The organism is Microbispora sp. KK1-11, assembly GCF_006874435.1.
Taxonomy (GTDB): Bacteria; Actinomycetota; Actinomycetes; order Streptosporangiales; family Streptosporangiaceae; genus Microbispora; species Microbispora catharanthi.
Genome location: NZ_VIRJ01000018.1, coordinates 85143 through 110471, shown reverse-complemented (window position 1 = coordinate 110471; position 25329 = coordinate 85143). Strand labels below are relative to the sequence as shown.

The 25329-nt window shown below is 74.0% G+C and carries 24 protein-coding genes and 3 pseudogenes; 10 read left to right on the top strand and 17 right to left on the bottom strand.

Going from position 1 to position 25329, the window contains the following annotated elements:
• Window positions 1-27: 27 nt before the first annotated feature.
• A complete protein-coding gene (locus FLW16_RS24730; RefSeq protein ID WP_142562514.1) occupies window positions 28-912 on the top strand; it encodes an endonuclease/exonuclease/phosphatase family protein in 885 nt (294 codons plus the stop codon).
• A gap of 198 nt (window positions 913-1110) precedes the next feature.
• Here FLW16_RS24730 and FLW16_RS24725 read toward each other — a convergent pair whose 3' ends face one another.
• The gene (locus FLW16_RS24725) at window positions 1111-3414 is read right to left on the bottom strand and encodes a phosphoketolase (protein ID WP_142562513.1); all 2304 of its coding nucleotides are present in this window, start codon (window positions 3412-3414) and stop codon (window positions 1111-1113) included.
• Between the two features lie 86 nt (window positions 3415-3500).
• Between FLW16_RS24725 and FLW16_RS24720 the strand changes: the two genes are divergently transcribed.
• Window positions 3501-4007 carry a MarR family winged helix-turn-helix transcriptional regulator gene (locus FLW16_RS24720; protein WP_142562512.1) on the top strand — a complete coding sequence of 169 codons (507 nt, stop codon included), beginning with the start codon at window positions 3501-3503 and terminating at the stop codon, window positions 4005-4007.
• Between the two features lie 49 nt (window positions 4008-4056).
• Here the strand turns inward: FLW16_RS24720 and FLW16_RS24715 are convergent, their stop codons facing one another.
• Window positions 4057-4629, bottom strand: coding sequence for a TetR/AcrR family transcriptional regulator (locus tag FLW16_RS24715; RefSeq protein ID WP_142562511.1), 573 nt, complete (start codon window positions 4627-4629; stop codon window positions 4057-4059).
• 63 nt (window positions 4630-4692) lie between these two features.
• Here FLW16_RS24715 and FLW16_RS24710 point away from each other — a divergent pair, with 63 nt between their 5' ends.
• Window positions 4693-5664: an SDR family NAD(P)-dependent oxidoreductase gene (locus FLW16_RS24710; protein WP_142562510.1), complete on the top strand. Its 972-nt coding sequence runs from the start codon at window positions 4693-4695 to the stop codon at window positions 5662-5664.
• 33 nt (window positions 5665-5697) lie between these two features.
• On the opposite strand, the pseudogene FLW16_RS46255 reads toward FLW16_RS24710, so the two are convergent.
• Window positions 5698-5904 (bottom strand): annotated as a pseudogene (locus FLW16_RS46255) (sensor histidine kinase); the annotation flags it as partial.
• 134 nt (window positions 5905-6038) lie between these two features.
• The gene (locus tag FLW16_RS24705; protein ID WP_260615553.1) at window positions 6039-6587 is read right to left on the bottom strand and encodes a helix-turn-helix domain-containing protein; all 549 of its coding nucleotides are present in this window, start codon (window positions 6585-6587) and stop codon (window positions 6039-6041) included.
• A gap of 56 nt (window positions 6588-6643) precedes the next feature.
• On the opposite strand from FLW16_RS24705, the gene FLW16_RS24700 reads away from it, so the two are divergent.
• Window positions 6644-7804 (top strand): pyridoxal phosphate-dependent aminotransferase, encoded by a 1161-nt coding sequence (locus FLW16_RS24700; RefSeq protein WP_142562508.1) that lies wholly within the window; start codon window positions 6644-6646, stop codon window positions 7802-7804.
• On the opposite strand, the gene FLW16_RS24695 is transcribed toward FLW16_RS24700, so the two are convergent.
• From FLW16_RS24695 to FLW16_RS24680, 4 genes are all read right to left on the bottom strand, one after another.
• The gene (locus tag FLW16_RS24695; protein ID WP_142562507.1) at window positions 7723-8040 is read right to left on the bottom strand and encodes a TspO/MBR family protein; all 318 of its coding nucleotides are present in this window, start codon (window positions 8038-8040) and stop codon (window positions 7723-7725) included. The two genes, FLW16_RS24700 and FLW16_RS24695, sit on opposite strands and share 82 nt — an antisense overlap.
• Before the next feature lie 29 nt (window positions 8041-8069).
• Entirely contained in the window at window positions 8070-9095 is a 1026-nt protein-coding gene (locus FLW16_RS24690) for a DUF523 and DUF1722 domain-containing protein (RefSeq protein WP_142562506.1), read from the bottom strand.
• 2 nt (window positions 9096-9097) lie between these two features.
• Window positions 9098-9619, bottom strand: a complete 522-nt coding sequence (locus tag FLW16_RS24685; RefSeq protein WP_142562505.1) for an RNA polymerase sigma factor — start codon at window positions 9617-9619, stop codon at window positions 9098-9100.
• Between the two features lie 126 nt (window positions 9620-9745).
• Window positions 9746-10783, bottom strand: coding sequence for a MerR family transcriptional regulator (locus tag FLW16_RS24680; RefSeq protein ID WP_142562504.1), 1038 nt, complete (start codon window positions 10781-10783; stop codon window positions 9746-9748).
• Window positions 10784-10959: 176 nt separating this feature from the next.
• Here FLW16_RS24680 and FLW16_RS24675 point away from each other — a divergent pair, with 176 nt between their 5' ends.
• Genes FLW16_RS24675 through plsX form a run of 4 tightly spaced genes read left to right on the top strand, consistent with a single transcriptional unit; the run spans window position 10960 to window position 15674 of the window.
• Entirely contained in the window at window positions 10960-12174 is a 1215-nt protein-coding gene (locus tag FLW16_RS24675) for a polyprenyl synthetase family protein (RefSeq protein ID WP_185949574.1), read from the top strand.
• A complete protein-coding gene (locus FLW16_RS24670) occupies window positions 12174-13700 on the top strand; it encodes an NAD(P)/FAD-dependent oxidoreductase (protein ID WP_142562502.1) in 1527 nt (508 codons plus the stop codon). The genes FLW16_RS24675 and FLW16_RS24670 overlap by 1 nt, the downstream gene beginning before the upstream one ends.
• Window positions 13697-14614 (top strand): phytoene/squalene synthase family protein, encoded by a 918-nt coding sequence (locus FLW16_RS24665; protein ID WP_142562501.1) that lies wholly within the window; start codon window positions 13697-13699, stop codon window positions 14612-14614. Before FLW16_RS24670 ends, FLW16_RS24665 begins: the two co-directional genes overlap by 4 nt.
• A 1-nt stretch (window position 14615) precedes the next feature.
• On the top strand, window positions 14616-15674 hold the full coding sequence (plsX, locus tag FLW16_RS24660; RefSeq protein WP_396686807.1) for a phosphate acyltransferase PlsX: 1059 nt from the start codon (window positions 14616-14618) through the stop codon (window positions 15672-15674).
• A 19-nt stretch (window positions 15675-15693) separates the two neighbouring features.
• On the opposite strand, the gene FLW16_RS45990 is transcribed toward plsX, so the two are convergent.
• The 4 genes and pseudogenes from FLW16_RS45990 to FLW16_RS45335 form a co-directional block, all read right to left on the bottom strand.
• The gene (locus FLW16_RS45990) at window positions 15694-15969 is read right to left on the bottom strand and encodes a response regulator transcription factor (RefSeq protein ID WP_185949579.1); all 276 of its coding nucleotides are present in this window, start codon (window positions 15967-15969) and stop codon (window positions 15694-15696) included.
• A gap of 84 nt (window positions 15970-16053) precedes the next feature.
• A pseudogene (locus tag FLW16_RS45985) lies at window positions 16054-16383 on the bottom strand (response regulator transcription factor); the annotation flags it as partial.
• On the bottom strand, window positions 16367-16618 hold the full coding sequence (locus FLW16_RS46250) for a sensor histidine kinase (RefSeq protein ID WP_396686808.1): 252 nt from the start codon (window positions 16616-16618) through the stop codon (window positions 16367-16369). The gene FLW16_RS46250 and the pseudogene FLW16_RS45985, both read right to left, overlap by 17 nt.
• 166 nt (window positions 16619-16784) lie before the next feature.
• A pseudogene (locus FLW16_RS45335) lies at window positions 16785-17693 on the bottom strand (GAF domain-containing protein); the annotation flags it as partial.
• 849 nt (window positions 17694-18542) lie between these two features.
• Here FLW16_RS45335 and FLW16_RS24640 point away from each other — a divergent pair.
• Entirely contained in the window at window positions 18543-18959 is a 417-nt protein-coding gene (locus FLW16_RS24640) for a hypothetical protein (protein ID WP_142562498.1), read from the top strand.
• 217 nt (window positions 18960-19176) lie between these two features.
• Here FLW16_RS24640 and FLW16_RS24635 read toward each other — a convergent pair whose 3' ends face one another.
• The gene (locus tag FLW16_RS24635; protein WP_260615539.1) at window positions 19177-19941 is read right to left on the bottom strand and encodes a spheroidene monooxygenase; all 765 of its coding nucleotides are present in this window, start codon (window positions 19939-19941) and stop codon (window positions 19177-19179) included.
• On the opposite strand from FLW16_RS24635, the gene FLW16_RS24630 reads away from it, so the two are divergent.
• The gene (locus FLW16_RS24630) at window positions 19898-20512 is read left to right on the top strand and encodes a glycerol-3-phosphate acyltransferase (protein WP_260615537.1); all 615 of its coding nucleotides are present in this window, start codon (window positions 19898-19900) and stop codon (window positions 20510-20512) included. The genes FLW16_RS24635 and FLW16_RS24630 overlap by 44 nt on opposite strands.
• On the opposite strand, the gene FLW16_RS24625 is transcribed toward FLW16_RS24630, so the two are convergent.
• From FLW16_RS24625 to FLW16_RS24610, 4 genes are all read right to left on the bottom strand, one after another.
• Complete coding sequence (locus tag FLW16_RS24625) at window positions 20463-21725, bottom strand: glycosyltransferase (RefSeq protein WP_142562495.1); 1263 nt, start codon at window positions 21723-21725, stop codon at window positions 20463-20465. The two genes, FLW16_RS24630 and FLW16_RS24625, sit on opposite strands and share 50 nt — an antisense overlap.
• Entirely contained in the window at window positions 21722-23290 is a 1569-nt protein-coding gene (locus FLW16_RS24620) for an NAD(P)/FAD-dependent oxidoreductase (protein ID WP_260615536.1), read from the bottom strand. The genes FLW16_RS24625 and FLW16_RS24620 overlap by 4 nt, the downstream gene beginning before the upstream one ends.
• Window positions 23278-24252: a carotenoid biosynthesis protein gene (locus tag FLW16_RS24615; RefSeq protein ID WP_260615534.1), complete on the bottom strand. Its 975-nt coding sequence runs from the start codon at window positions 24250-24252 to the stop codon at window positions 23278-23280. The genes FLW16_RS24620 and FLW16_RS24615 overlap by 13 nt, the downstream gene beginning before the upstream one ends.
• A gap of 96 nt (window positions 24253-24348) precedes the next feature.
• Window positions 24349-25326, bottom strand: coding sequence for an aldo/keto reductase (locus FLW16_RS24610; RefSeq protein WP_142562493.1), 978 nt, complete (start codon window positions 25324-25326; stop codon window positions 24349-24351).
• Window positions 25327-25329: the final 3 nt, after the last annotated feature.

Genomic DNA, 25329 nt, shown 5'->3' with positions numbered 1-25329 from the left:
GCCGAGTTTCTGGTTGTATAGCCGATCATGAAGGGACTGGCGACACCGGCGGTTATTGCGGTCCTGGCGTGGACGTCCCCTGCCGCCGTTCCGGTAGAGCCGACGGCACTGGCCGTGATGACATGGAACGTCTGCACGGCCACGAACGCCAACTGCCGGCTCTATCAGGCCGACGCCCAGCAACTGGCGCAAATCATCGGCGGATACGCGACGAGCCAGCCGATCAGACCAGACGTGATTTTCTTGCAGGAGTTCTGCGGCGGGGCCGATCGGACGCTGGAGCTGGGACTACAGCAGCGGACCGGCCGGAAATGGACCGTCCGCTCGTTGGCCCTCACCTCGAACGCGGGCGCTCCGTACGCCTGCCATGCCGATAAGTCGGGTCGCGCGCGAGGCGCTCAAAGTATCGCCATCGCAGTCGCCGACGATGCGGTGACCTTCACCAGCCATCCCCTGTCCTCCCCACCTTGGTATGTGAAGCGGGCAGTGCTCTGCGCCACGATCGCCGCCAAGCGGGTCCGCGCGTGCGGCACCCACCTGTCGTCCGGGACTCGTTACGATGACCGTCAGCCGGGAGCCCCGTACCGCACCAGACAGATCAAGGAAATGATGGCCTACGCCGCCAAGCCCGGTTACCGGAGCGTATTCGGCGGCGACCTGAACGTCGCCCCACCGGACAGCGCTGATGGCAGCGCCGCCGGCCGGCGTGCGATCGTGCCCGCCTATCGGGCATACCGTGAGTGCGACCAGAACGGGACCAGCCGTACCGGGCGCTGGACACACAGTGCCGACGGGAGACGCAAGAAGCTCGATTACCTGTTCACGTCCCAAAGCAGCAAGCGCCAGTGCCATGTAGCCCCGCCCACATCCCTGTCCGACCACAGGCCGGTCTACCTCAGAGTGGAGTTCTAGTGACTCGTCACGCACTGATGTGCCCTGGGTTCCGTGGAGTCGGCTTGGCTGGCTGTCATGCCGGCAGGGTGTTCGCGTAGACCATCTCGTACTCGATCGGGCTCCCTGTGTCTCACCCGTGACCGGCACCAGGATGGCTGCACCCCGGCCTTCAGGCCGGGGATCGCGTCACACGAGCGCCGGATCACGAGGGTGGGCTCAGGAGACGGGCCAGGTCCAGTCGCGGATCTCGGCGGGGTCCTCGCCGAACTCGCGGGTGTGGGCGCGGGCGCGCAGCCGGGCGTCGGCCATGCGCTGGCGCAGGTGGGCCGCCCTGCTGCCCAGGCCGGGCACCCGGTCGATCACGTCCATCACCAGGTGGAAGCGGTCGATGTCGTTGAGCATCGCCATGTCGAACGGCGTGGTCGTGGTGCCCTCCTCCTTGTAGCCGCGCACGTGCAGGTTCTCGTGCCCCGTGCGCCGGTAGGTCAGGCGGTGGATCAGCCACGGGTAGCCGTGGAAGTTGAAGATGATCGGCCGGTCCGTGGTGAACAGCGCGTCGAACTCGGCGTCGCGCAGGCCGTGCGGGTGCTCGGAGGCCGGCTGCAGCCGCATGAGGTCGACCACGTTGATCACCCGGATGCGCAGCTCGGGCAGGTGCTCGCGGAGCAGCGCGGCGGCGGCCAGCGTCTCCAGCGTGGGCACGTCACCGGCGCAGGCGAGCACGACGTCGGGGTCGGCGCCCTCGTCCGTGGAGGCCCAGTCGAGGATGCCCAGCCCGCGGGCGCAGTGCACGATCGCCTCGTCCATGCTCATCAGGTCGAGCACGGGCTGCTTGCCCGCCACGACGACGTTGACGTAGTCGCGCGAGCGCAGGCAGTGGTCGGCGACCGACAGCAGGGTGTTGGCGTCCGGCGGCAGGTAGACGCGGACGACCTCGGCCTTCTTGTTGAGGACGACGTCGAGGAAGCCGGGGTCCTGGTGGCTGAAGCCGTTGTGGTCCTGGCGCCAGACGTGTGACGACAGCAGGTAGTTCAGCGAGGCGACCGGCCGGCGCCAGGGGATCTTGCGGGAGGACTCCAGCCACTTGGCGTGCTGGTTGAACATCGCGTCCACGATGTGGATGAACGCCTCGTAGCAGTTGAACAGCCCGTGGCGGCCGGTCAGCAGGTAACCCTCCAGCCAGCCCTGGCACTGGTGCTCGCTGAGCACCTCCATGACCCTGCCGCGGGGACCGAGGTTCTCGTCGGTCGGCAGCAGGGCGGCCTCCCACTCCTTGTCGGTCGCCTCGAAGACGGCCGACAGGCGGTTGGAGGCGGTCTCGTCCGGGCCGAGCAGCCGGAAGTTCGTGGGGTTGGCCGCGATGACGTCGCGCAGGAACGACCCGAGGACGCGGGTCGGCTCGCTGGAGTCCGTCGCCGGGGCCTTGACCTCGACCGCGTAGTCGCGGAAGTCGGGCAGCACGAGCGGGCGCAGCAGCTCCCCGCCGTTGGCGTGCGGGCTGGCGCTCATCCGCAGCGGCCCGTCCGGGACGGTCCGCGTGATCGTCTCGACCGGCCGTCCGTCGGCGTCGAACAGCTCTTCCGGCCGGTAGGAGCGCATCCACTCCTCCAGGGCCTCCAGCCGGTCGGGCCGGTTGCGCACGTCGGTCAGCGGCACCTGGTGGGCGCGCCACGTGCCCTCGACCGGGAGCCCGTCGACCTCGCGCGGCCCGGTCCAGCCCTTCGGCGTACGCAGAATGATCATCGGTAGCGGGCCGCCGTCGGCCATCTGGTCGAAGACGGTGTCGAGGGTCGCGGCCATGAGCTCGTGCATCTCCGCCGGTTCCCGGCCGGAGACGATGTGCGGGCGGTGGCCGTACCCCTCGAAGAGCTTGACCAGCTCGTCCTCGGGGATCCTGGCCAGCACGGTCGGGTTAGCGATCTTGTAGCCGTTCAGGTGCAGGATCGGCAGGACCACCCCGTCGGTGTCCCGGTTGAGGAACTTGTTGGAATGCCAGCCGGTGGCGAGCGGGCCGGTCTCGGCCTCGCCGTCGCCGACGACGCAGGCCACCACCAGGCCGGGGTTGTCGAAGGCCGCACCGTACGCGTGGGAGAGGGCGTAGCCGAGCTCCCCGCCCTCGTGGATGGAGCCCGGAGTCTCGGGGGCGACGTGGCTGGGGATGCCGCCGGGGAAGGAGAACTGGCGGAAGAGCCTGCGCATGCCCTCGGCGTCCTGGGTGACGTGGGGGTAGCGCTCGGTGTAGGTGCCTTCGAGCCAGGCGTGGGCGACCGCCGCCGGGCCGCCGTGACCGGGGCCGGCGATGTAGATCATGTCCTGGCCGCGCTCCCGGATGATCCGGTTGAGGTGGGCGAAGCAGAAGTTGAGCCCGGGCGTCGTGCCCCAGTGGCCGAGCAGCCGCGGCTTGACGTGCTCCGGGCTGAGCGGCTCGGTCAGCAGCGGGTTGTCCATCAGGTAGATCTGGCCGACGGACAGATAGTTCGCGGCCCGCCAGTAGGCGTCGATGTTCCCGTATGCGTCCATGCCCCTGACACTTTCCCAGCAGCGGCGGCCGAACCAGGGTCTTTCGCCCACAAACCAGCGTGCCCACCGACGGTAGTCTTGGCGCCATGTCCGGCACCCGATGGCTCGACGAGGGGGAGCAGCGCACCTGGCGTTCCTACCTGCGGACGAGCCAGCTCCTGCAGGAGGCCCTCGAACGGCAGTTGCAGCGCGACTCGGGCATGCCGCACGCCTACTACATGATCCTGGTGGTCCTCTCCGAGTCGCCCGGGCGGACCATGACGATGACGGAGCTGTCCGCCATCCTCCAGTATTCGGTCAGCCGCCTGTCCCACGCCGTCTCCCGGCTGGAGGAGAAGGGCTGGGTGCGGCGGCTCAAGCGGCCGGAGGACCGGCGCACGACCGTCGCCGAACTCACCGACGAGGGCTTCGCCGCCCTCGTGGAGGCGGCGCCGGGCCACGTCGAGGAGGTCCGCCGGGTGCTGTTCGACCCCCTCACCCCCGGCCAGGTGCGGCAGTTCGGCGAGATCCTCGACACGATCCTGTCGGCCTTCGAGTGCCAGAGGGCCGCGGAGGCCGAGCGTCCCCCCGCGCTCGACGCCGCCGCCCAGTAAGCCGCCGCCGAGGGCTACCGCTGATCTCGCGCGGCTTGGGCAAGCCTCTTCAGCGCAGCAGGAGATCGATGGCTACCTCCAGTCGTTCGAGGTAGACCTCCCGGGATGCGACCTGATGCTTGAGGCCGATCGATGCGCTGATCATCGTCTGCGCGACAGGGGGTGCCGCCTCTCGTCCCGACTCGATGGCGATCGCGTCTGTGATCAGTTCCTCGAAACGTCGCCGCGGGGTCTCGATGATCTCTCCGAGGAGGTCGGGATTGTCCTCGATGACCATCGCGACATCGCTCGTCAGCGGGCCGATGTAACGGCCCGCCCACTGATCGAACGCTTCGACGAGACGCTTCAAAAGGGGTCGGCCGGTGTCGGCCAGGACGTGTTCGACCGCTGTGATATCGCGATTCAAGGCCTGGGCGACCGCCGCACGGAACAGAGTCTCCTTCGAGGAGAAGAGGAAATAGAGCCCGGGCCGGGAGATGCGCGCCGCCCGCGCCACCTCCTCCATCGAGGTCTTCCGGTAACCGAACCGCGCGAACGTGACGATCGCGGAGTCCAGAACCATGATTCGACGGTCGGTATCGGCGACCGTCGACGGCGGGTGGCCGACCTCGGGACTGCTCATGAAACGAGCATACGAGCGAGCGGCGCACTATACAAATTGAGTCTAGTGTGTATAGTCACCGCCGTGACCACGCGCAAACTCATCTCCACGCCCTTCACCTCCTCCAGCACCGCGGACGAGGTGCTGCGGGGCGTCGACCTCACAGGCGTCCGCGCGATCGTGACCGGAGGTTCCTCCGGAATCGGCACCGAGACCGCTCGTGCGCTGACCTCTGCCGGAGCGGAAGTAACGCTCGCTGTCCGGAACACGACCGCGGGTGACGCCGTCGCCGAGACGATCGCGAGGTCGACCGGAAAGATCCGGCCCCGAGTCGTCCGGCTCGACCTCGCCGACAGGAGCACGGTCACGCGATTCGTCGACGCATGGAACGGTCCGCTTCACCTGTTGATCAACAACGCAGGCGTGGTCACCGGGGGCCTCGAACGTACGCGTGAGGGCTGGGAGCTGCAATTCGCGACGAACCATCTCGGCCACTTCGCCCTGGCCACCGGCCTGCACGACGCCCTGGCCCTGGGAGCGATCGACCGTGACGGAGCACGGATCGTCTCGGTCAGTTCGACCGCGCACATGCGTTCCGGCATCGACTTCGACGACCTCCACTTCGAGCGTCGCAGCTACGACCCGCAGATCGCCTACGCCCAATCGAAGACGGCGAACTCTCTCTTCGCCGTCGAGGCGACTCGCCTCTGGGCCTCCGACGGCATCATCGCCAATGCGGTGAACCCCGGCGGTGTCGCGACGGGACTGCAGCGCAACTTCACAGCGCAGCAGAAGGCATCGCTCGATGCGGCCGAGGCCGCCGGAATCTTCACCTACAAAACGGTCGAGCAGGGAGCCGCCACCAGCATCGTCGCGGCCGTCGCCCCGCAGTTCGCTCACTCCGGAGGCCACTACCTCGACGATTCACAAGAGGCTTACACCGTGCCGGACGACGCCGACCTCGCGCAGCACCCACACGGTGTCAAGGAATGGGCGCTCGACCCCACTGCCGCCAAGCGCCTCTGGACGGTCTCGACCCACCTGCTCCGCGTCTGATCTCTCGACGCCGCAGCAAGCGAACAGGCCGCGTCCATGGGTCGCGTGGTCTGGGGGCGGCACCCGCCCCGCGAGCGGGTCGGCGATCCGGCCGCCGTCGTCGATCTGGCACACCAGCGTCCCGTGCTCGCTCCAGACCGTCACCGTGCCGGTCCCGTCGGTGTGCTCCCCGGTGTTGGTGGCCAGCTCGTTCACGGCGATGAGCATCTCGGTCAGGCGCCGCCCCCCGAGCCCGGCCACGAGGGCCTCGCGCTGGCACCCAGGATCTCCTCGCCGCCCAACACCTGTAACAACGCACCGGGCCGTCGCCGCCGATTCCCCGGGCCCTCCTGGTGGGCGTGGCCTCGTGCGGGCCTACGGCGGGGCCGGCGGGCTCAGGCTCCGGGCGGGTCGGGGTGGAGCATGAGCAGCACGGCGCGGTTGCGCTCGTCGTGGCCCTGGTAGACGTGCGGCCGGGAGGCCTCGAACCGCAGCGAGTCGCCCTCCGACAGGTCCACCGGCGCGTCGGCGGGCCCCGCGGTGATCCGGCCGCCCGTGAGGACCAGGCACTCCTCGACACCGGGCAGGTGGGGCCGCGACTCCTGCCCCTCGGCGGCCACCTCGATCGCGTAGACCTCGACGGTGCCGCGCAGCCGGATGCGGTGCAGCAGGCGGGCGCCCACGGCGTCGCCGGTCACGACCGGCCGCTCGTCTCCCGCGCGCACGACCTCCACGACGGGAGCCGGCGGTTCGATCAGCTCCCCCAGTGAGACCTTGAGCGCGGTGGCGAGGGCCCACAGCGTGCCGAGGGTGGGGTTGCCCGCGCCCTGCTCGATGCCGTGCAGGGTCGTCTTGCTGATCCCGCCCGCCGCCGCGAGGTCCGCCAGGGAGATGCCGGCCGCGTTCCGGAGCCGGTGGACGTTGTCGCCGACCACTTGCGCCATGTTCACATGTATCAGCATAGTGGTACGCCGATATCAACTTAACGAACGGAGTTGCCATGACCGTGTCCCGGCTCCGCGACATCCCCGGCATCGGGGTCGACGTCGTCGGCGACGCCGCCGACGCGGCGGACGACCCGGAGCTGCTGCGGCTGGAGAACCTGGACACCGACCTCCGGCCGCCCGCCGTCGCGATCGAGGCGACCCGGGCCGCCCTCGACGACGACGCGGCCAACAGCTACCTGCCGTTCCAGGGCCGCCGCTCCCTGCGTACGGCCGCCGCCGCGCATGTGGGCCGCATGACCGGGCGCTCGTACGACCCCGGCACCGAGTGCGTCAGCGTCGCGGGCGGGCTCAACGGCGTGCTGAACACGCTGCTCGCCACCGTCGAGCCGGGCCAGGAGGTCGTGCTGTGCGACCCCGTCTACGCGGGGCTGGTCAACCGGGTGCGGCTGGCGGGCGGCGTCCCCCGCTTCGTGCCCGCCAGGGCCACGGCCGAGGGGTGGACGCTCGACCCGGAGGAGCTGGCCGCGGCGGTCACCGCGCGGACCGCCGCGGTGCTGATGATGAGCCCGCTCATGCCGACCGGGCTCGTGCTCGACGACCGCCACTGGGCGGCGCTCGCAGCCGCCTGCGAGCGGCACGACGCCTGGCTGGTCTACGACGCGGCGATGGAGCGCATCCGCTTCGACGGCCGGCCGCCGAGCCATCCCGCCGCCCGCGACGACCTGGCCGGCCGCACGATCACCGTCGGCTCGGCGTCGAAGGAGCTGCGGCTCATCGGCTGGCGGGTCGGCTGGGTGGTGGGGCCGGCCGCCGTCCTCGCCGACATCCGCCTGGTCGGCCTCACCAACGTCGTCTGCCAGGTGGGGATCGCCCAGGAGGCGGTGGCGGCCGCCCTGGACGCGCCGGACGCCGAGGCGGACGTGGCGGCGGCCACCGCCGTGTGGGCGCGCCGCCGGGACGCCGTCCTCCGCGAACTGGCCGGCTATCCGGTCGTCCCGCCGCACGGCGGCTGGTCCGCCCTGGTCGACACCCGCCCGCTCGGGCTGACTCCCGCCGAGCTGTCCCGGCTGCTGTTCGAGCGGGGGAAGGTCGCCGCCACGCCCATGGACGGCTGGGGCCCTTCGGGGGCCCGCTACCTGCGGCTCGTGTTCGCCAACGAGCCGGTCGAACGGCTGGCCGGGCTCGGCGAACGCTTCCGTCGCGCGATCGGCTGACCCTCAGGCCGGGAGCCGTCGTCCCCGCGCGAAAGCGCCCGGGCGGAGGCGTAGGCGATCGTCGCGTAGAGCGGCGTCCAGACCAGGCCGAACGCCTGCGGCGGCGGCTGCCAGGAGGGCTTGCGCAGCCGGGCGTACCAGCCGGAGCGGGCGTCGGTGGACAGGCCGCCGACCGCCGCGGCGGCGGTCACGGCGAGGGCCGTGCCCAGCAGCGTCTTCTTCGATGTGCGTCTCATGCGTCCTGTTTCTTCCCGGTGGTCCGCGCTCACGCGGGGATGTGGTTGCGCAGGCGCAGCGCGTCGGGATACGGGGACAGGTAGGTCTGGTCGCGGACGTACCGCGCATGAACGGACCGGGCATGGACGGACTGGGCATGGACGTACCGCGCATGGACGTACAGGGCCTCCGCGCCCCTCGCGTGATGCCTGAGCAGGGCGAGCGGCACCGCGAGGGCGACCCTGCGGGCCTGGTACGACGCGATGACCTCGGTCAGGTCGGCCCGGCGGACCGGGTCGAGCTCCCGGCCGATCATGCCGAGGCAGTGGTGCAGGACGTTGACGTGGCGCCCGACCGTGGCCTTGGCGGCGAGGGCCGCCAGGAACGCCCGGCCGTACTCGCGGGCCAGCGCCTCCCGTGGGCGCTCGCCCGCCGCGGCCACGAGCCGCCCGATCTCCCGGTACGCCGCGGGCGCGTGAGCGAGGATCTGCATCTTGTGCCGCGTGTGGAAGGCGACCAGGTCGCGGGGGCGCCAGTCGCCGGCCAGCAGGGCGCGCAGGCGGGCCGAGGCGAAGATCCGCTCGACGAACGCCTCCCGCAGCACGGCGTCGCGCAGCCGGCCCTCGTCCTCGACGGCCAGCTCCGGGCGGGCGGCGGTGAGCGCGGCGGCGAAGACGCCCTTCCCACGCCGGTCGGCCGCGGCGCCGGACTCGGCGTACACGGGGATTCCGTGCAGCCCGCAGCTCGGGCTCCTCGCCTTGAACACGTACCCGTCGACGTCCGCCAGACCGGCCGCGCGATCGGCGGCGAGGGCGGTCATCGGGGCGGTCAGGTCCACGCGCGTCCGGCGCGTGACGAGCCGGGGCCCGTCCGGGGAGCGCTCCAGGCGGAGCGTCTCGCGCGGGGCGCCGAGGCCGATCTCGATCTCGGGGCAGACCGGCACCCAGTCCACGTGCTCCGCCAGCTCCGCGGTCAGGAACCGGTCGCGGCAGTGGCCGCCGTCGAACCGCACGGGAGCGCCGAGCAGGCAGCTCGACACGGCGACCCTGGGCCTGATCCCTTCCGAGGGCTCCATGATCAGGCCGCTGGCCGCAGCAGGGCGGACAGGCGGTGCAGGCCGCGGGCCGTGCGCGCCTTGACCGTGCCGAGCGGGACCCGCAGGTGCTCGGCGATCTCCCGCTGCGTCAGGTCCCCGTAGTAGGCCAGCTCGATCGCCTGGCGCTGCACCTGCGGCAGCGAGGCCAGCGCGCGGCGGATCCGGTCGCGGTCGGCGAACTCGTCGCCGTCCAGCCGTCCGTCGCGCCCCGCCGGGTCGGGGACCGCCTCCAGCGGCACCGTCGCCGGCGCACGGGCCCGCAGGTGGTCCACCGCCCGGTTGCGAGCGATGCCGAACAGCCAGGCCGACAGGCTGCGGCCCGGGTCGAAGCGGTGCCGGAAGCGCCACACCTCGGTGAAGACGACCTGCATGACGTCCTCCACGTCCTGGGGAGGCACGAGTTTGCGCAGGTAGGAGCGCACGGCCGGCGAGTGCACCCGGTAGCACTCCCCCAGCGCTCCCGTGTCCCCCGCGGCGAGGCGGAACTCCAGGGTCTCCTCCATCGGCCCCCCTTGGGCAGAAGACTGGACGAGAAACTTATTCAAAACCTATTCATAACTGCCCGTGTCGGCAGCGGACAACCATGGGGGCCGAACACCTGAATCAAAAATGCGTCAAAGAGGGTCGAATCACCGCAGAGTGGTCATTACCGCCGAGAGGGCGTCACGAAACGTGTTCACCCGGACGACGTGCGTAGGCAGGTTGTCCCACCATCCGGGGCCGCCGACCACGACGCGGCAGGCGGGGCGGAGCCCCGGCAGACCGGCCAGCGGAGCCGGATCGCCCGTCTCCCGGATCTGCGACCACACGAACACCGCCGCGGGGCCGAGGCGGCGCATCGCGTCCGCCAGGGCGGTGTACGGCGTGCGCGCCCCGAGCACGCGGGTCTCCACCCCGAGCATGCCGAGCGCGGCGGCCAGCGCGTGGATCGGCAGCGCGTGCTGCTCCTCCTCCGCGCCGGCCAGCAGGACAGGACGGGGATGCACGGGCGAGGGCGCACGCGCGGACAAGCGCGTCAGCGCGGCCTGGAGCCGGTCGGAGAACAGGTGCTCGACGTCGATCCCGGCTCCGGTGTCCTGCTGCCTGCGGGTGACGGCCGCGAACACCGGAAGCACGAGCCGCTCCCACGTCCACACCACGCCGTGCGCGGCCAGCGCCGCGTCCAGTCCCGCGTTCACGGCCGCGGCGTCCAGCGCCGTCGCCGCGCGGGCCAGCATCACCGCCGACAGCAATCCGGGTTCCGCGGCCGGCCGTACGGCGGGGCCGGACGGCACCGCGGTCTCCGACGGCCTGGGGGACTCGAACGGCCCGGGGGACTCCGGCCGTCCGGGCGACTCCGGTGGCGCGGCGGCCCCCTCCCCGGCCCGGGACGCCCCCCGCTCCGCGGGTGCGGGCCTCGGCCGCAGCGCCTGCCTGGCGGCGTCCGCCGGCGGCATCCCGGCGCGGACCAGCCGGTTCATCTCCTCCAGGCGGCGCAGGTCCGCGTCGTCGTAGCGGCGGTGCCCGCCGGGGCTGCGCCTGCTCGGGCCGATGCCGTACCTGAGGTTCCACGTGCGCAGCGTGGACGCGGGCACGCCGAGCCGCCGGGAGACGGCCCCGATGCCGTAGCCCGGCTCCTCCTCGGCGGCCGCGTTCCCACCGGCCCCCGGCCCGCCCTCGCGCGTCACGTGCTCACCCCGTGTTCGTCCGGTCGTCGCCACGGCCCCGCGCACGGCGCCCGTGCCCGCCCCTGACCTTGTTTCGGCTCGGGGGCCCGGCACGGATGCAACCGCCGGAGCGGGCGGGCGCGAAAACTCTACTGACGGCGCCGCCGATCACCGTAACGATCGAAGGAGCAGTGGGCATGCTGACGTTGACCCGCGAGACCGGCAGCGTTCGGGACGAGACGCGGGAGCCGTTCGATCGCCGCCTTTCCGGCCTGTTCGACCGCGCCCTGGACGATCTGCTCCGGCGCGAGATGAGCCGGTTGTCCTTTCTCGGCGCCGACGACCGGGAGGTGCTGCGGCGTCACCTCGCCGACTTCGTCGCGCGCGGCGGCAGGCGGCTGCGGCCGGCGTTCGTGTACTGGGGCCACCGGGCCTCCGGCGGCTCACCCGACGACCTCGGGGCCGTGCTGGCGGCGGGCTGCTCGATCGAAATCCTCCACGCGTGCGCGCTGATCCTCGACGACGTGATGGACGAGTCGCCCCTCCGGCGCGGCCGGACGACCGCCCACCTGGCGCTCGCCGAGCGTCACCGGGAGCTCGGCTGGGCCGGGTCGTCGCGGCGGTTCGGGGAGTCGGCCGCCGTCCTGCTCGGCGTGCTCGCCTTCACCTGGGCCGACTCCGCGCTGCTGGCCGACCGCCGGAGGCTGGCCGACGCCCTGGAGGTCTTCACCCAGCTGCGCGTGGAGCTCATCGCCGGGCAGTACCTCGACCTGACCTGCGCCGCCCGGGGTGGCGGCGACCGCCGGGAGGCACTGCTGATCTCGACGTACAAGTCGGGCAAATACACGGTGGAACGACCGCTGCACCTCGGTCACGCCATCGCCGGAGGCGAGCCCGGGCTGCGCCGGGTCCTCAGCGCGTACGCGCTCCCGCTGGGCGAGGCGTTCCAGCTCCGCGACGACGTCCTCGGCGTCTTCGGCGACCCGGCGCGGACCGGGAAGCCCGCCGGGGCCGACCTGCTGCAGGGCAAGCGGACCTACCTGCTGACGCTGGCGCGCGAACGCGCGGACGGCCCGGGAGCGGCGCTGCTGGACGCTCTGCCGGGGACGGCCGAGGCGCGGCCGGACCGCCTGGACGCGGCCCGGGAGGTGATCGTCGCGACCGGCGCGCTGGAGGCGGTCGAGCGGCGCATCCACGGCCTGACCGAGTCCGCAGGCGAGGCGCTGTCCGGGGCGGACATGCCCGCGGACGCCCGGGCGGCCCTGCTCGGCCTCGCCCGCCGCCTGGCCCAGCCCGGCCCGGCGGCTTCGCCGGATCAAGCCGGCCGTGCGGCTTCGGCCGGTCCCGCTCCCCTGACCGGCCCCGCTCCCCTGGCCGGCCCCGGCGAGCCCGCTGCCGGCGGGGCGGGCTGATGACCGCGGGCGGGCCTGTCGTGGTGATCGGCGCCGGGCTGGGCGGCCTGTCCGCCGCGATGCGCCTGGCCGGGGCGGGCCGTGAGGTGACGGTCGTGGAGGCCGCCGACGTGCCGGGCGGCTGCTGCGGCACGGCGACCCTGGGCTCCCATCGCTTCGACACCGGTCCCTCGGTGCTGACCATGCCGGGGGTGCTGGCCGACACCTTCGCCGCCGCCGGGCAGGATCTGGAGCGCTGGCTGCCGCTGCGGCGGCTCGATCCGTACTACCGGCTGACCTTCCACGACGGATCGCGGCTCGACGTGGTGGCGGGGGCCGACGCGATGGCCGAGCAGGTGCGGGCGCTGTGCGGGCCCGCGGAGGCCGGGCGCTACCGGCGGTTCCGGCACCTGCTGGGAGAGATGTTCGAGGCCGAGTGGGGCGCGTTCATCGACAGGGACATGACCCGGCTGCGCGCGCTGGCCCGGCCGTACGCGCTGGCGCGGCTCGCCGCGCTCGGCGGTTTCCGCCGGCTGGACGGGCTCGTGCGGCGTCACCTCACCGACGAGCGGCTGATCAGGGCGCACACCTTCCAGGCGCTGTACGTCGGCCTGTCGCCGCGCCGCGCCCTCGGCGTGTACGCGGTGATCGCCCACATGGACACGGTCGGCGGGGTCTACTTCCCGCGGGAGGGCGGCATGCACGCCGTCCCCCGGGCCATGGCCGCCGCCGCGGAGAAGGCCGGGGCCGTCATCCGGTACGGCGTGCGGGCCACGCGGATCGAGACCGACGGGGCGGGGGTCGTCGCCGTCCGCCTCGGCACCGGCGAACGGCTCGCCGCCCGGCACGCCGTGGTGGCCTGCGACCTGGTCCGGGCGCAGGGCCGGCGAGGCGGCGACGGCCTGCTGCCGGAGGAGGCGGCCGACTGGCGGCTGCGGCGGCCCCGCTTCTCCCCCTCCTGTCTGGTGGCGCACTTCGCGCTTGACCGGCGCCCGGAGGGGCAGGCTCACCACACCCTGCACTTCGGGCGGGAGTGGGAGACGACGTTCGCGGCCCTGGAGGCGGGCAGGCCGCAGCCGGACCCGAGCCTGCTGGTGACCTGTCCACTTAACCCCGGGCCACACAACCACGGGCCACACAACCACGGGCCAGACAACCACGGGCCGGGCGACGGCGGTCCCGCCGTGCTCAGCGTGCTTGAGCCCACCGCGAACACACGGAGCGGCGCCGACTGGACCACCCTCACCCCCCGCCTCGTGGACCGCATGGTGGAGCGGCTCGCCGGCCTCGGGTACGGCGACCTGTCCGGCGCGCCCCGGCTGGTGTTCGATCCCCCCGCCTGGCGGCGGCGCGGCCACTCCGCCGGCACGCCCTTCGCGCTCGACGCCCGGTTCACCCAGACCGCGTGGTTCCGCCCGTCCGGCGCGGCCAGGCGGGTCCCCGGCCTCCACTTCGCCGGCATGTACACGGCTCCCGGGGTCGGGGTGCCGCCCGTACTGATCTCCGGCCGCCTGGCCGCAGAACGCATCCTGGAGAGCGCCCCATGAGCACGCTGAGCACGCCGTCCCGGGCGCCGGCCGCGACGCTGACGGCCGGCTACGAGCGGTGCCGCAGGCTGCACGCGAGCTACGGCCGCTCGTACTACCTGGCCACCCGCCTGCTGCCCGCCTGGAAACGGCCGCACGTCCACGCGTTGTACGGCTTCGCCCGCTACGCCGACGAGATCGTCGACTCGCTGGCGCTGACCGGCGACCGGGCCGCGGCGCTGGAGCGCCTGTCCTCCCGGCTCGCCGCCGCGCTGGACGGCGACCGCGTCCGCGATCCGGTGCTCCCCGCGTTCACGCACACGGTGCGGGCGTTCGGGATCGACCAGGCCGACGTGCGGGCGTTCCTCGCGTCCATGCGCGCCGACCTCACCGTGGACCGGTACGCGACCTACGACGACCTGCTGGGATACATGGAGGGCTCTGCGGCGGTCATCGGGACGATGATGCTGCCGGTGCTGGAGGCCCTGCCGGGCGAGGAGGCGCGGGCCCGCGAGCCCGCCCGCCAGCTCGGGCTGGCCTTCCAGCTCACGAACTTCATCCGCGACGTCCGCGAGGACCTGGCGCGGGGCCGCGTCTACCTGCCGCTGTCGGACCTCGACAAGTTCGGCGTGACCGAGGCCGACCTGGCCGCGCCGTACGCCACGCCGGCCGTGCGGGAGCTGGTGGCCTACGAGTGCGACCGCGCACGCGACCACTACCGGCGGGCCCGCGACGGGATCGCGCTGCTCGCGCCGTCGTCCAGGCCGTGCATCAGGGCCGCGTACGAGCTGTACGGCGGCATCCTGGACGTGGTCGAGGCGGCCGGGCACGACGTGCTGGCGAGGCGGGCCAGGGTGCCCCGGCGGCGCAGGCTCGCGATCTTCGCCCGGCACCTGCTCGCCGCGCGTGCCGAGCGCCGTGTGGAGGTGGCCTGACGTGGATCCCGGGCAGGACGCCGCGCAGGGCGCCGGTCCGGTCCCCGGGCCGAGGATTCCCGCCCGCGAACGGGACGCGATGTCCCTGCCGGTCGTGGTGGACGCCATGGGCGGGGACCACGGGCCCGCGGAGATCGTGCGGGGTGCGGTCGAGGCGTGGCGGGAGCACGGCGTGCCGGTGGTTCTCGTCGGCCAGGCCGGGGTCGTACGCGGGGAACTGGCCCGGGCCGGGGCGGCGGGCGAGATCGACGTCGCGCACGCCGCCGACGTCGTGCCGATGACCGAACGGGGCGCGGGTGCGGTCCGCATGGCCTGCTCCAGCCTGGCCGTCGGTTTCGATCTCCTGCGGGACGGAGCGGGCGCGGCCTTCGTGTCGGCGGGGTCCACCGGGGCCGTGGTCGCCTGCGCGGTCGACCGGCTGGGCACCGCGCCCGCCGTGCTGCGCCCCGCGCTGGCCGTGGCGCTGCCGACGACGACGGGCGGGGCCACCGTCCTGATCGACGCCGGCGCGACCGTGGACCCGACGCCCGGGATGATCGCCCAGTTCGCGCTGCTCGGGGCGTCGTACGCGCAGCTCGTGCTGGGCGTTGCCGACCCCCGCGTCGGGCTGCTGTCGATCGGCGCGGAGCCCGGCAAGGGCAACCGGCTGACCCGCGGGGTCGAGACCCTGCTGCGGGGCATGCCGCTGCGTTTCCACGGCAACGTCGAGGGCGGCGACGTGCTCACCGGGGCCGTCGACGTGATCGTCACCGACGGCTTCACCGGCAACGTCCTGCTGAAGAACGTGGAGGGGACCGTGCGCGCCACGCTCGCCCTCGTGGCGGCGGAGGGCGTGGCCGGGTCCGCCGACCTCGGCCGGGTGGCGCGACGCTACGACCCCGAGACGCACGGCGGCGCGGCCCTGCTCGGGCTCGCCCGCACCGTCGTCGTGGCGCACGGCTCCTCCCGGGCCGCGACCATCGCCAGGGCCTGCGTGGTGGCGCGCGAGCTGGCCGAGGGCGAGGTCGTGGCCCGCCTCGGCGACCGCCTGGCGATCCGATCGGGCCGATCATCGGGGTGATCGCGGCTTCGATGGGTGGTCATGACGGAGGGTGGGCCAGGAACGCGAGTACGGCGGCGACGCGCCGGTGGATCGCCGGTTCGTCGGTCAGCCCGAGCTTGCTGAAGATGGAGTTCACGTTCTTCTCGACGGCCGAGACGCTCAGGTGCAGGTGTGCGGCGATGGCGGCGTTGCTGCGCCCCGCCGCCATGCCCTCGATGACGTGGCGCTCCCGCTCGGTGAGCCGGCTGAGGGGCGAGGTCTCCTGGCGCGCGCGCCGGTGCACGAGGCCTTCGACGACGACCGGGTCGATCACGCTGTCCCCCTTCGCGACGGCTCGTACGGCCGCCAGGAGCTGACTCCGGTCGCCCACGCGGTCCTTGAGGAGGTACGCGAGGCCGGCCATGCCGTCCTTGAAGAGCTCGATCGCGTAATCGGGGTCGGCGTGGTTGGACAGCACCACGACCCCGAGGGCCGGATGCCTCTCGCGCAGCCGGTGCGCGGCGGCGACGCCCTCCAGCGTGTGCGTCGGCGGCATCCGGATGTCGGTGACGACGACGTCGGGCCGGTGCTCGTCGACCGCCGCCATGAGGCGCTCCACGTCCTCCACCGAGGCGACGACGAGGACGTGACCGTCGAGTTCGAGCAGCTGCCGGGCGCCCTCGCGGACGAGGTAGTGGTCGTCGGCGAGGACGACCCGCAGGGGGGCTGTGTCAGGCGGTTGTGGCATCTTCCATCACCGAGGTCGGGAACGATGCGACGACAGTAGTACCGACGCCGAGGGACGAGCTGATCTCGAGCCGCCCTCCGACCGCTTCGACGCGGTCGCGTAGCCCCGCCAGCCCCGAACCGGTCGTGGCCGGGGCGAAGCCGGCGCCCTCGTCGGTGACCGCGACCCGTAGCCCGTCGGCGGCGAGCGGAGCGACGACGATGCGGGCGCGCCCGGCCCCCGAGTGTTTGATCACGTTGGTGGTGGCCTCGCAGACGACGTAGTACGCGGCGGTCTCCACCGCAGGTGAGAACCGTCCTCGCCAGCCGGGGGTCGGCGTCGACCGTGACGCGGATCGGCAGCTGGTCGGCCTGCGCCTCGATCGCCGGCACGAGGCCCCGGTCGGTCAGCAGCGGCGGGTGGATGCCCCGGACCAGGTTGCGCAGGTCGGCGAGCGACCGCTGAGCCTGCGCGTGCGACTGGGCCGCGACCTCGCCCTCCGGCGTCCGCTCGCCGAGCATCGCCCGGAGCAGCTCCAGCCGGGCGAGCAGGACGACGAGCTGCTGCTGGATGCCGTCGTGCAGATCGCGTTCGAGCCGGCGGCGCGCGTCGTCCTCGGCCCGTACGAGCCTTTCGCGCGACGCCGCGAGCTCCTCGACGCGGCGCGCGAGTGCGGCGGCGAGATCGGCGCCCCGGAGGGCGAGCGCGGCGTGCCGTGCCAGCACGGTGAGCAGCCGGACGTCCTCGTCCGACCAGCCGCCGCGCCGCGGCCCGCACTCGATCGCTCCGATGTCCTCCCCTGCCGCCACCAGCGGGACGACGAGCCGCGCCTCGCCCGCGCGCGACGACCCGGCGTGGGCGTGTATGCCGGGGTGGCACCGGATGTCGATCCAGGCCACCTCCATTCCCGACGCGATCGTGTCGGCGGTGCGGGCCGCGAGCGTCCGCGGATCGGTGCCCTCGAGCGACTCGGCGAGGTGGCGTACGAGGGCGTGACCGCGGACGCGGCCCCCGCTGAGGACGCGGTCGACGAGGGCCTCCACCCGGACGCGCACCGCGTGGCCGCTCACCGCCGCCACGCTCGCGAGCGCCACGGCCGGCAGGGCCCCGCCGCGACCGGCGAGGGCGGCGGCCGCCGCGTAGAGGGCGAGGACGAGAGCCAGGACGGCGCCGTAGGCGAGGGTGCGGGCGGCGTACAACTCGACCTGCAGCAACCGATAGCGGCGAACACCCGCGAGCAGCGCGATCGGCAGCACCCCGGCGACGGGGACGAACACCAGCGCCCACCAGTCGCCGAGCACGTAGGCCCCGGCGGGCGTCGCGACGAGCATCAGCGCGAGCACCACCGCGATCGTGAGCGGCCAGAGCAACTGCCGGCGGCGCTCCCCGCTCGCCCCGCGGACGCGGGCGACGAGGGTCGCGAGCCCGGCGAGCACCAGCAGCGGCAGCGCGCCCGACAGGTCCACCGGCCGCGGGCCCAACGGGAGCGGGGCCGGCGCCGTCCGCACCGCCAGGCCCACTTCCAGGGCGAGGTCGGTCTGCCGGGAGGTGACGGCGGCGACCACCGGGACGACGACCGCGGCGGCCAGACTCACCGTGACCATCGCCCACCGCATCCGGCCCCGCACGCGTTCGTCCGGGAAGAGGGCGAGGAGGACCGCCAGAGCGGCGAAGCCCGACCAGTAGACGACGTTCGCGACGACGGCCGCCGTCCACGGCAGCCAGCCGGCCTCGGCCGGGACGGCGACGCCGATGACGCTCGCGATCGCGAACGCGACGAGATGGCAGGTGCCGACGGCGGCCAGCCACCGTGCGCTCGCGTGCTCCGGGCGCGCGGCCAGCGCCACCAGACCGGCCAGCCACCACACCGCCGCCAGCGCGACGGGAAACAACACCTGGGGAGCCGGCACCGTCAGCGACGCCCAGACGCACACGGCGATCCCGGCCGCGCCCGCCGCGGCCGGGGCTCCAACCACAATCCGAGCCGTCATCCGCCCATTGTGAAGCGGCGTCGGCGCCGGGGACACGGAGGCAGGCCACCGGCCCCACTGCGGACAACCTCCGTTCTTGGTTGCGGTGACGCGGACCGTACGCGGTGGCCTGCGGGGCGGCGTCCGGCGGCGGGCGGCGCGTAGCGTCCCCGTCGTTCATCGCAGATTCCCCACCTGGAGGGAGCCGACATGGCCACACGCACGAGCAAGGGCTGGATCGCCTACGTCGTCATCAACAGCCTGGTGACGTTCTTCGGCCTCAGCTACATCTTCTTCCCCGGCGAGGACGTCGTGAAGGCGGGCTACAGGACCGAGGGCGTGCTCGCGCTGCCGGCGGCCGTATGGGGCGGTTACGTCGTGGTGTCCGCGCTGGCCATGCTCGCCGTCGCGGTGACGGGACTGCGCCGCGGCGAGCGCTGGGCGCTGCGGGCCGTCCTGTACGAGTTCGCGTTCCTGGCGGCCGTCGTCGTGATCGAGCCGGACCCGGTCGTCCCGACGGTCTTCGCCGCCGTCCTCGCCGTCGCGCTGTGGAGGTCCGCCCGCGCGGCGCGCAGGCCCGCCGCCTCGGGCGAACCCGCGTCTGCCGCCGAATCCGCCTCGCGCTGAGAGGCGGGGCACGCGGGGGCCCAGGGCACGGAGGAGGCACAGGGCACGGAGGAGCGGATCACCTGGCACGCGCGGCGTGATCTTTCGCGGGACACCGCTGTGCGGGACCACGCCGGCGCTTGCCGGAGGCTCGGGGCCCGGGTGCGTAGGCTGAGCCCATGGCAGCCCCACACCACGCTGGGTGCCGTCGGACACGGCGCCTGCCGCCTCCGGCCGCTCAGCGCTCGGGCGTTCCGCCGTACGGGAGCCCGGTGCTCCGCCCGGCGAGGGGGTCGGCCCCGTCCCAGGTGCCCGCGCTCGCGTACGGGATGAACCGGGCGAACAGCTCTTCCGAGTACCAGTCGTGAGCACGGACCCGTTCGACGACCTCGCGGTGCGCCCGCCCGGCGTAGGCGAACGCGCGTACGGCGGCGGCGTCACGCCACAGGGAGAAGGTCGCCTGCCTGGCCAGCGGCCACTCCCCCAGCCCGACGGAGGCGAGGCAGCCCTCCTGAACCCCCAGCGACCGGTCGACGGCGGGTGCGGACCGGTAGAACGCCGGCAGCCTCGACGGCCGGATCGACGCCCGGGTCAGCACCGCCACCGGACCGCTGTGCGGCGCGCCGTCAAGGCCGCCGGTCGCGGGGGCGAACGGCTCGGCGCCGTTCCAGCGCCCACGCGAGGCGGTCGGCGCGAGCCGTACGTGCCAGTTCTCGATCGCCTCGCACCGCCACCTCGCGGGGATCGGCGAGCGTGCCAGGAACTCCTCGAGCGCCCGCTCGTCCCGCCAGACGGCGAGCAGCGCCCACCGGCGCAGGTCGGCGCCGAGGGTCGTCGACGCCCCCCGGCCCGTGCCGAGCAGCCGCCAGAACAGCAGGCCCCCGGTGCGGCGCAGCACCGGGCGGTCGAAGGCCATGTGCCGCATCGCCCCCCGGCCGGCGTATCTCTGGAGGTGGAACGTGACGACGCTCCCGCCGCTCGTCCCCATGCTGGTGGCGCTCATCGGCGGCTACCTTCTCGGCTCGATCCCGGTGGCGGTGCTGGTCGCGGGGCGGCGGGGCGTCGATCCCCGGGAGGTGGGCGACCGCAACCCCGGCTTCTGGAACGTGCGCGAACGGCTCGGCCGCCGGGCCGCCGTGCCGGTCTTCGCCGGGGACATGGCCAAGGGCGTGCTCGCCGGGCTGCTCGGGCTGACGGCCGGGGGCGCGCACACGACCGGGCCGGGAGTGGTCACCGGCCCGAGCGCCACAGCCGCATACCTGGCGGTGGGCGCCGCGATGATCGGGCACGCCTGGCCGGTCTTCGCCGCATTCCGCGGCGGGCGGTCGGTGCTCACCTTCGCCGGCGGCATCGCGGTGATCTGCCCGCCCGCGTTCGTGCTCGCGCTCGCCCTACTGGCCGTGACGTTCCTGCTCACGCGGTCGTTCGCGATCGGGGCCAGGGCCGGGGTCTTCGCGATCCCGCTGCTGCAACTGCCGTTCGCGCCGATCGGCCACGTCGCCGCGACCGGCGCGCTGATGTGCCTCATCGGGCTGCGTTTCGGTCAGGCGGCGCTGGCCGCGCGCCGCACGTGAGGGCATCGGCGCAGGCCGGGCGGCCGAGGCTGTAGGCGCGGCTCCGCCAGGTCCTGACGGGCCGCAGCGTCGCCTGCGTCAGCCGTACGGCCGTGGCCGGGTCGAGCAGGAACGACAGCATCACGCCGGCGCCCGGCCGGGCGTAGCTGCGCCGCAGCGCGGTGGTGAGCAGCACCCGTACGGCGAGCAGCGTCAGGTCGAGCCGGGTCGGCCGCCCGGCGGCCAGGCGGAGCGCCGGCAACGCGGCGGCGAGCCAGACGACGGCGAGATCGGCCGCCTGCCAGGCGGGGCGGGTGACATCGCGCAGCGGCAGCGAACGCCCCCACTCCCGCCACACCTCGGCCGCCGACTCGTGCATGTCGACCTCCAGCAGGCCCCCCGCGTCGAGGAAGCCGACCCTCCAGCCGCCGGCGGCCAGGGCCCTGGCGAGGGCGACGTCGTCGGTCATGTGGCCGCGCACCCGGGTGAAGCCGTCGGCCCGCAGCATCGCCTCCCGGCGGAAGGCCAGGCACTGGCCGTTGGCCACCACCCGGTGGGGCGGCGGCGGGGCCGGGGGCCCGATCGGGCCGAACCGGTAGACCAGCGTGGCGAGGAACGACGCGTGCAGCGCCTGCTCGGCGAGGCCGTCGCAGACGAACCGCGGGCCCGCGCTGACCAGGTCGTGGTCCCCGAGGGCGGCGTCGAGCGCGCGGAACAGGCCGGGCCGGGGCCGGGTGTCGGCGTCCAGGGTGACCACGATCTCGCCGCGTGCCTCCCGCAGCCCCTGGTGCAGCGCCCACTGCTTGCCCACCCAGCCGTCCGGCAGCGGGCGTCCGCGCACCACCGTCGCCCCGCGGGCGGCGGCGAGCCGCGCGGTGCCGTCCGAGGACTCGTCGTCCACCACGATCACCTCGGTGACGGCGGGGTCGGCCAGCACCGCCCGCAGGCAGGGCCCGAGCCGCCGCTCCTCATCTCTGGCCGGGATGACGACCGAGATCTCCGGGCTTCCACCCCCCGGCGTCTCGTCCCGGCCGATCCACGGCGCCGAGCCGCCGCTTCCGGGAGAGGCGTCCGGCACAGGCGCGGCCAGCGGGGGGAGGCGCCGGCGGCCTCGGGCGAGCCGCACCAGCACGACGGCCGCGGCGACGGCCTGGGCCGCGGCGAGCACCCGTGCGGCGGCCCCGGCCCGCGGCCGCCGGGCTGTCCCGGCCGTTTCGGCCGCCCTGGCCCTCACCGTCTCGCCTCCTCCGGCCGCCGCATCGAACGGGGGAAGTCCCTGCGCACCAACGCGGCCACGATGCGCCCGCCCATCGCCACCAGCGGCAGCCCACCCCCCGGATGCGCGGACCCGCCGACGAGGTACAGCCCGCGCCGCGGCCCCCGGTTGCCGGGACGGCGGAAGGGGGCGAACGGGCCGCCGTACGCGCCGCCGTAGATCGCGCCGCCCCACGCGCCGTACCGGTCGCGCAGGTCGGCCGGGGTCAGCAGGTCGAGGAAGCGCAGCCGTCCGGACAGGTCGTGCCCCCGGCTCGCCAGCCGGTCGAGGACGAGCTCCGCGTACGCCCCGGGCGGCATGGGCCAGCGCCCGGGGTCGCCTGCGGGGACGTTCACCAGCATGCTCCAGCTCTCCGCGCCGGCGGGAGCCTGGGTGGCGTCGGCCACCGCGGGGCAGCCGATGTAGACCGTGGGGTCCTCCGGCGGCCGCCGCCGGTCGAAGATGTCGCCGAACTCGCGCCGATAGTCGGCGGAGAACACGACCGAGTGGTGCGGCAGGTCCTCGGTCCGCCCCTCCACGGCGGCGAGCATCAGGAAGGCGGACGACGACAGGCCCAGCCGGGCGATCCGGCGCAGCCGGGCGCGGTCGGGCAGGAGCCGCCCGTAGAGGGAGGCCGCGTCGGCGTTGACGATCACGATGTCGGCCCCGACCGCCTCGCCGAGGGCGGTGCGGACGCCGCGGACCCGCTCCGCGTCGGCGACGACCTCGGCGATCTCGGTCTCCAGGCGGATCTCGACGCCGGCCTTGGCCAGCGACCCGGCCAGCGCGTCGGCGAGGCGGGGCAGCCCGCCGCGCACGTACCACCCGCCGTCACCGTGCTCGATGGCGGGGACGCAGCCCAGGGCGGCGGGCGCCCGGTAGGGGTTCGACCCGGCGTAGGTGGCGTAGCGGTCGACGTACTGGCGCAGGCGGGCGTCCCGGAAGAAGCGGCCCGCCAGGGCATGCAGGGTGCGGCCCGGCGCGACCGCGAGCAGGTCGCCCAGCCGGGGGCGCGGGAGAGGGCCGCTCGGCTGCCCGCCCGCCGGTCCGCCCGGCCGATCACCCGGCCGATCACCCGGCCGATCACCGGGCCGCCGACCCGCCGGCCGGAACGGCGGCTCGACCACGGGCCCGGACGGCGGTCCCGCGAAGAAGGTGCGCGTGGAGGCGTCCAGGCAGCGTCCGGCCCAGCGATGGAAGGCCCGCCAGTTGCGGCCCTCGCCCGGCGCGAGCCGGTCCACCGCCTCCGCCGTACGCTCCGGGTCGCGGTAGGTGGACAACGTCGAGCCGTCCGCGAAGCGATACCGGCACAGCTCGTCGAGTTCGAGCAGGTCGAGCGGCACGCCCAGGTCCAGGAAGAGGCCGGGCAGCGTGAGCAGCGAGGGGCCGATCGAGAACGTGAACCCGTCCCGCCTGTGCTCGGCCAGCTTGCCGCCGAGCCGGGGCAGCCGCTCGTAGATCCGCACGTCGTGCCCGTCCCGCGCGAGCAGCAGGGCGGCCACCATGCCGCCGACGCCGCCCCCGACCACGATCACCTCCGCCACGCCCGCCCCCATGCGAGCAGGGCGAAGGCGCCCATCGCGAGCCCTCCGGCGGCGGCCACGAACGGATCGGGCGGCCGGAAGACCACGGCGAAGCCGACGGTCTCCATCATCGCCATGACCGTGTAGAGCGCGACGAGCCCTGTCGTGCCCGCCGCCTGCGCGCCGCTCACGGACCGGTTCGCGGCGGCGCGGCCCGTGACGCGGTCGAGAAGCACCATGACCAGGACGGAGACCAGCAGCCAGCCGGCGAAGTTGGCGAGCGGCACACCCCGGTAAGGTCCCGGCTCCGCCCAGACCCACAGTCCGAGCCTGAGCATCTGCGGGTCGAGGAACAGGTCCCACGCGGTGAGCGCCACGGCTCCGGCGAGGATCGGCGTCAGCCGGCCGCGCGGCGCCACGCGGCGGGCGACGGCGTGGGCGGCCAGGCCCATGCCGCCCCAGGCGAGGGCGACGATCAGCGGGACGCCGCCGGGCCGCGGCCACAGGGCGCCGGTGTAGCGGTAGTCGCCGAAGGGCAGGCCCGTCCTCGTGCCGATCCACTCGGCGGCGTAACCGGCCGCCACCGCCGCCGCGAACGCGCCCGCCGCCCTGCGCGGGGTGTGCGCCGCCGCCGCGAAGGCGAGGGCGCTCACCGCGAGCAGGACCACGACCGCGGTGGTGAGGCGCAGATCCTGGGGCCGCAGTCCCGTCGCGATCTGGGCGGCCACCATCGCGGCCAGCGCGGCCACGCCGGCCGCGTTGAGCCAGGCGGCCCCCAGGCGCGGCGCGGTCGCCGGCGTCCCCCCCACCGGCCGCCGGGGCGGCCGCGACCTGCCCGGTGACTGCGGTGGTTCCGGCCCGGGTGACGGACCGGAGAGCGCCGGCCCGCTCACCCGCCGCCGGGGCGGCCGCGAGCCGCGCCGCTCCCGTGGCGTGCCGTCAGCCTCGGCCGCGCTCTTCCGTGTGGTGTCCCACGTCTCCACGTAGGGTGATTCGAGCGCATCCCCCTGATCGGATGCGCTTCGCCCCACGCGGGCACGGCCGCCGGGGACACCCCGCCGTACGCGCCGGCCGGGTCGTCACCAGCGGTGGTGGACCTGCGGGCGGATCAGGTCGTCGTAGACCTGGCGGACCGCGTCGTGGGTCTCGGCCGGCAGAGGCGGGAACTGCGCCGCCGCCGCGTTGGCCTCGGCCTGCCGGGGGTTGCGGGCGCCGGGGATCACGACGCTGACCCCGGGCTGGTCGATGATCCAGCGCAGCGCGAACTGCGCCATCGTCATGCCCTCCGGCACGAGGCCGCGCAGCCGCTCGACCGCCTGGAGGCCCACGCCGTACTCGACGCCGGAGAAGGTCTCGCCGACGTCGAACGCCTCACCCTGGCGGTTGAAGTTGCGGTGGTCGTCCTCGGCGAAGACCGTCTGCGGGCCGTACTTGCCCGACAGCAGGCCGCTCGCCAGCGGGACCCGGGCGATGATGCCGACTCCGGCCTTCTCCGCGGCCGGGAGGACCTCGTCCAGCGGCTTCAGCCGGAAGGCGTTGAGGATGATCTGCACGGTGGCCACGCCGGGGCGCGCGATCGCGGTCAGCGCCTCGGCCACCGTCTCCACGCTCACGCCGTACGCGGCGATGCGGCCCTCGGCGACCAGCGTGTCGAGCGCGTCGAAGACCTCGTCGGTCTCGAAGACGGCGCTCGGCGGGCAGTGGAGCTGCACCAGGTCGAGCGTGTCGACGCCCAGGTTGGCGCGGGAGCGGTCGGTCCAGGCGCGGAAGTTGTCCAGCGTGTAGACGTCGGGCGTCTGCTGCACCCTGCGGCCCATCTTCGTGGCCACGGTCAGGCCGGGCCGCTCCTTGATCAGCTTCCCGATGACCTTCTCGCTGCGGCCGTCGCCGTACACGTCGGCCGTGTCGATGAGGGTGGTCCCGGCGTCGACCGCGGCGTTGAGCGTGGCCAACGCGTCGGCCTCGCTCACCTCGCCCCAGTCGGCCCCGAGCTGCCACGCTCCCAGCCCGACGACGCCGATCTGCCTGCCCGTCCTGCCCAACACGCGCTGTTCCATGAG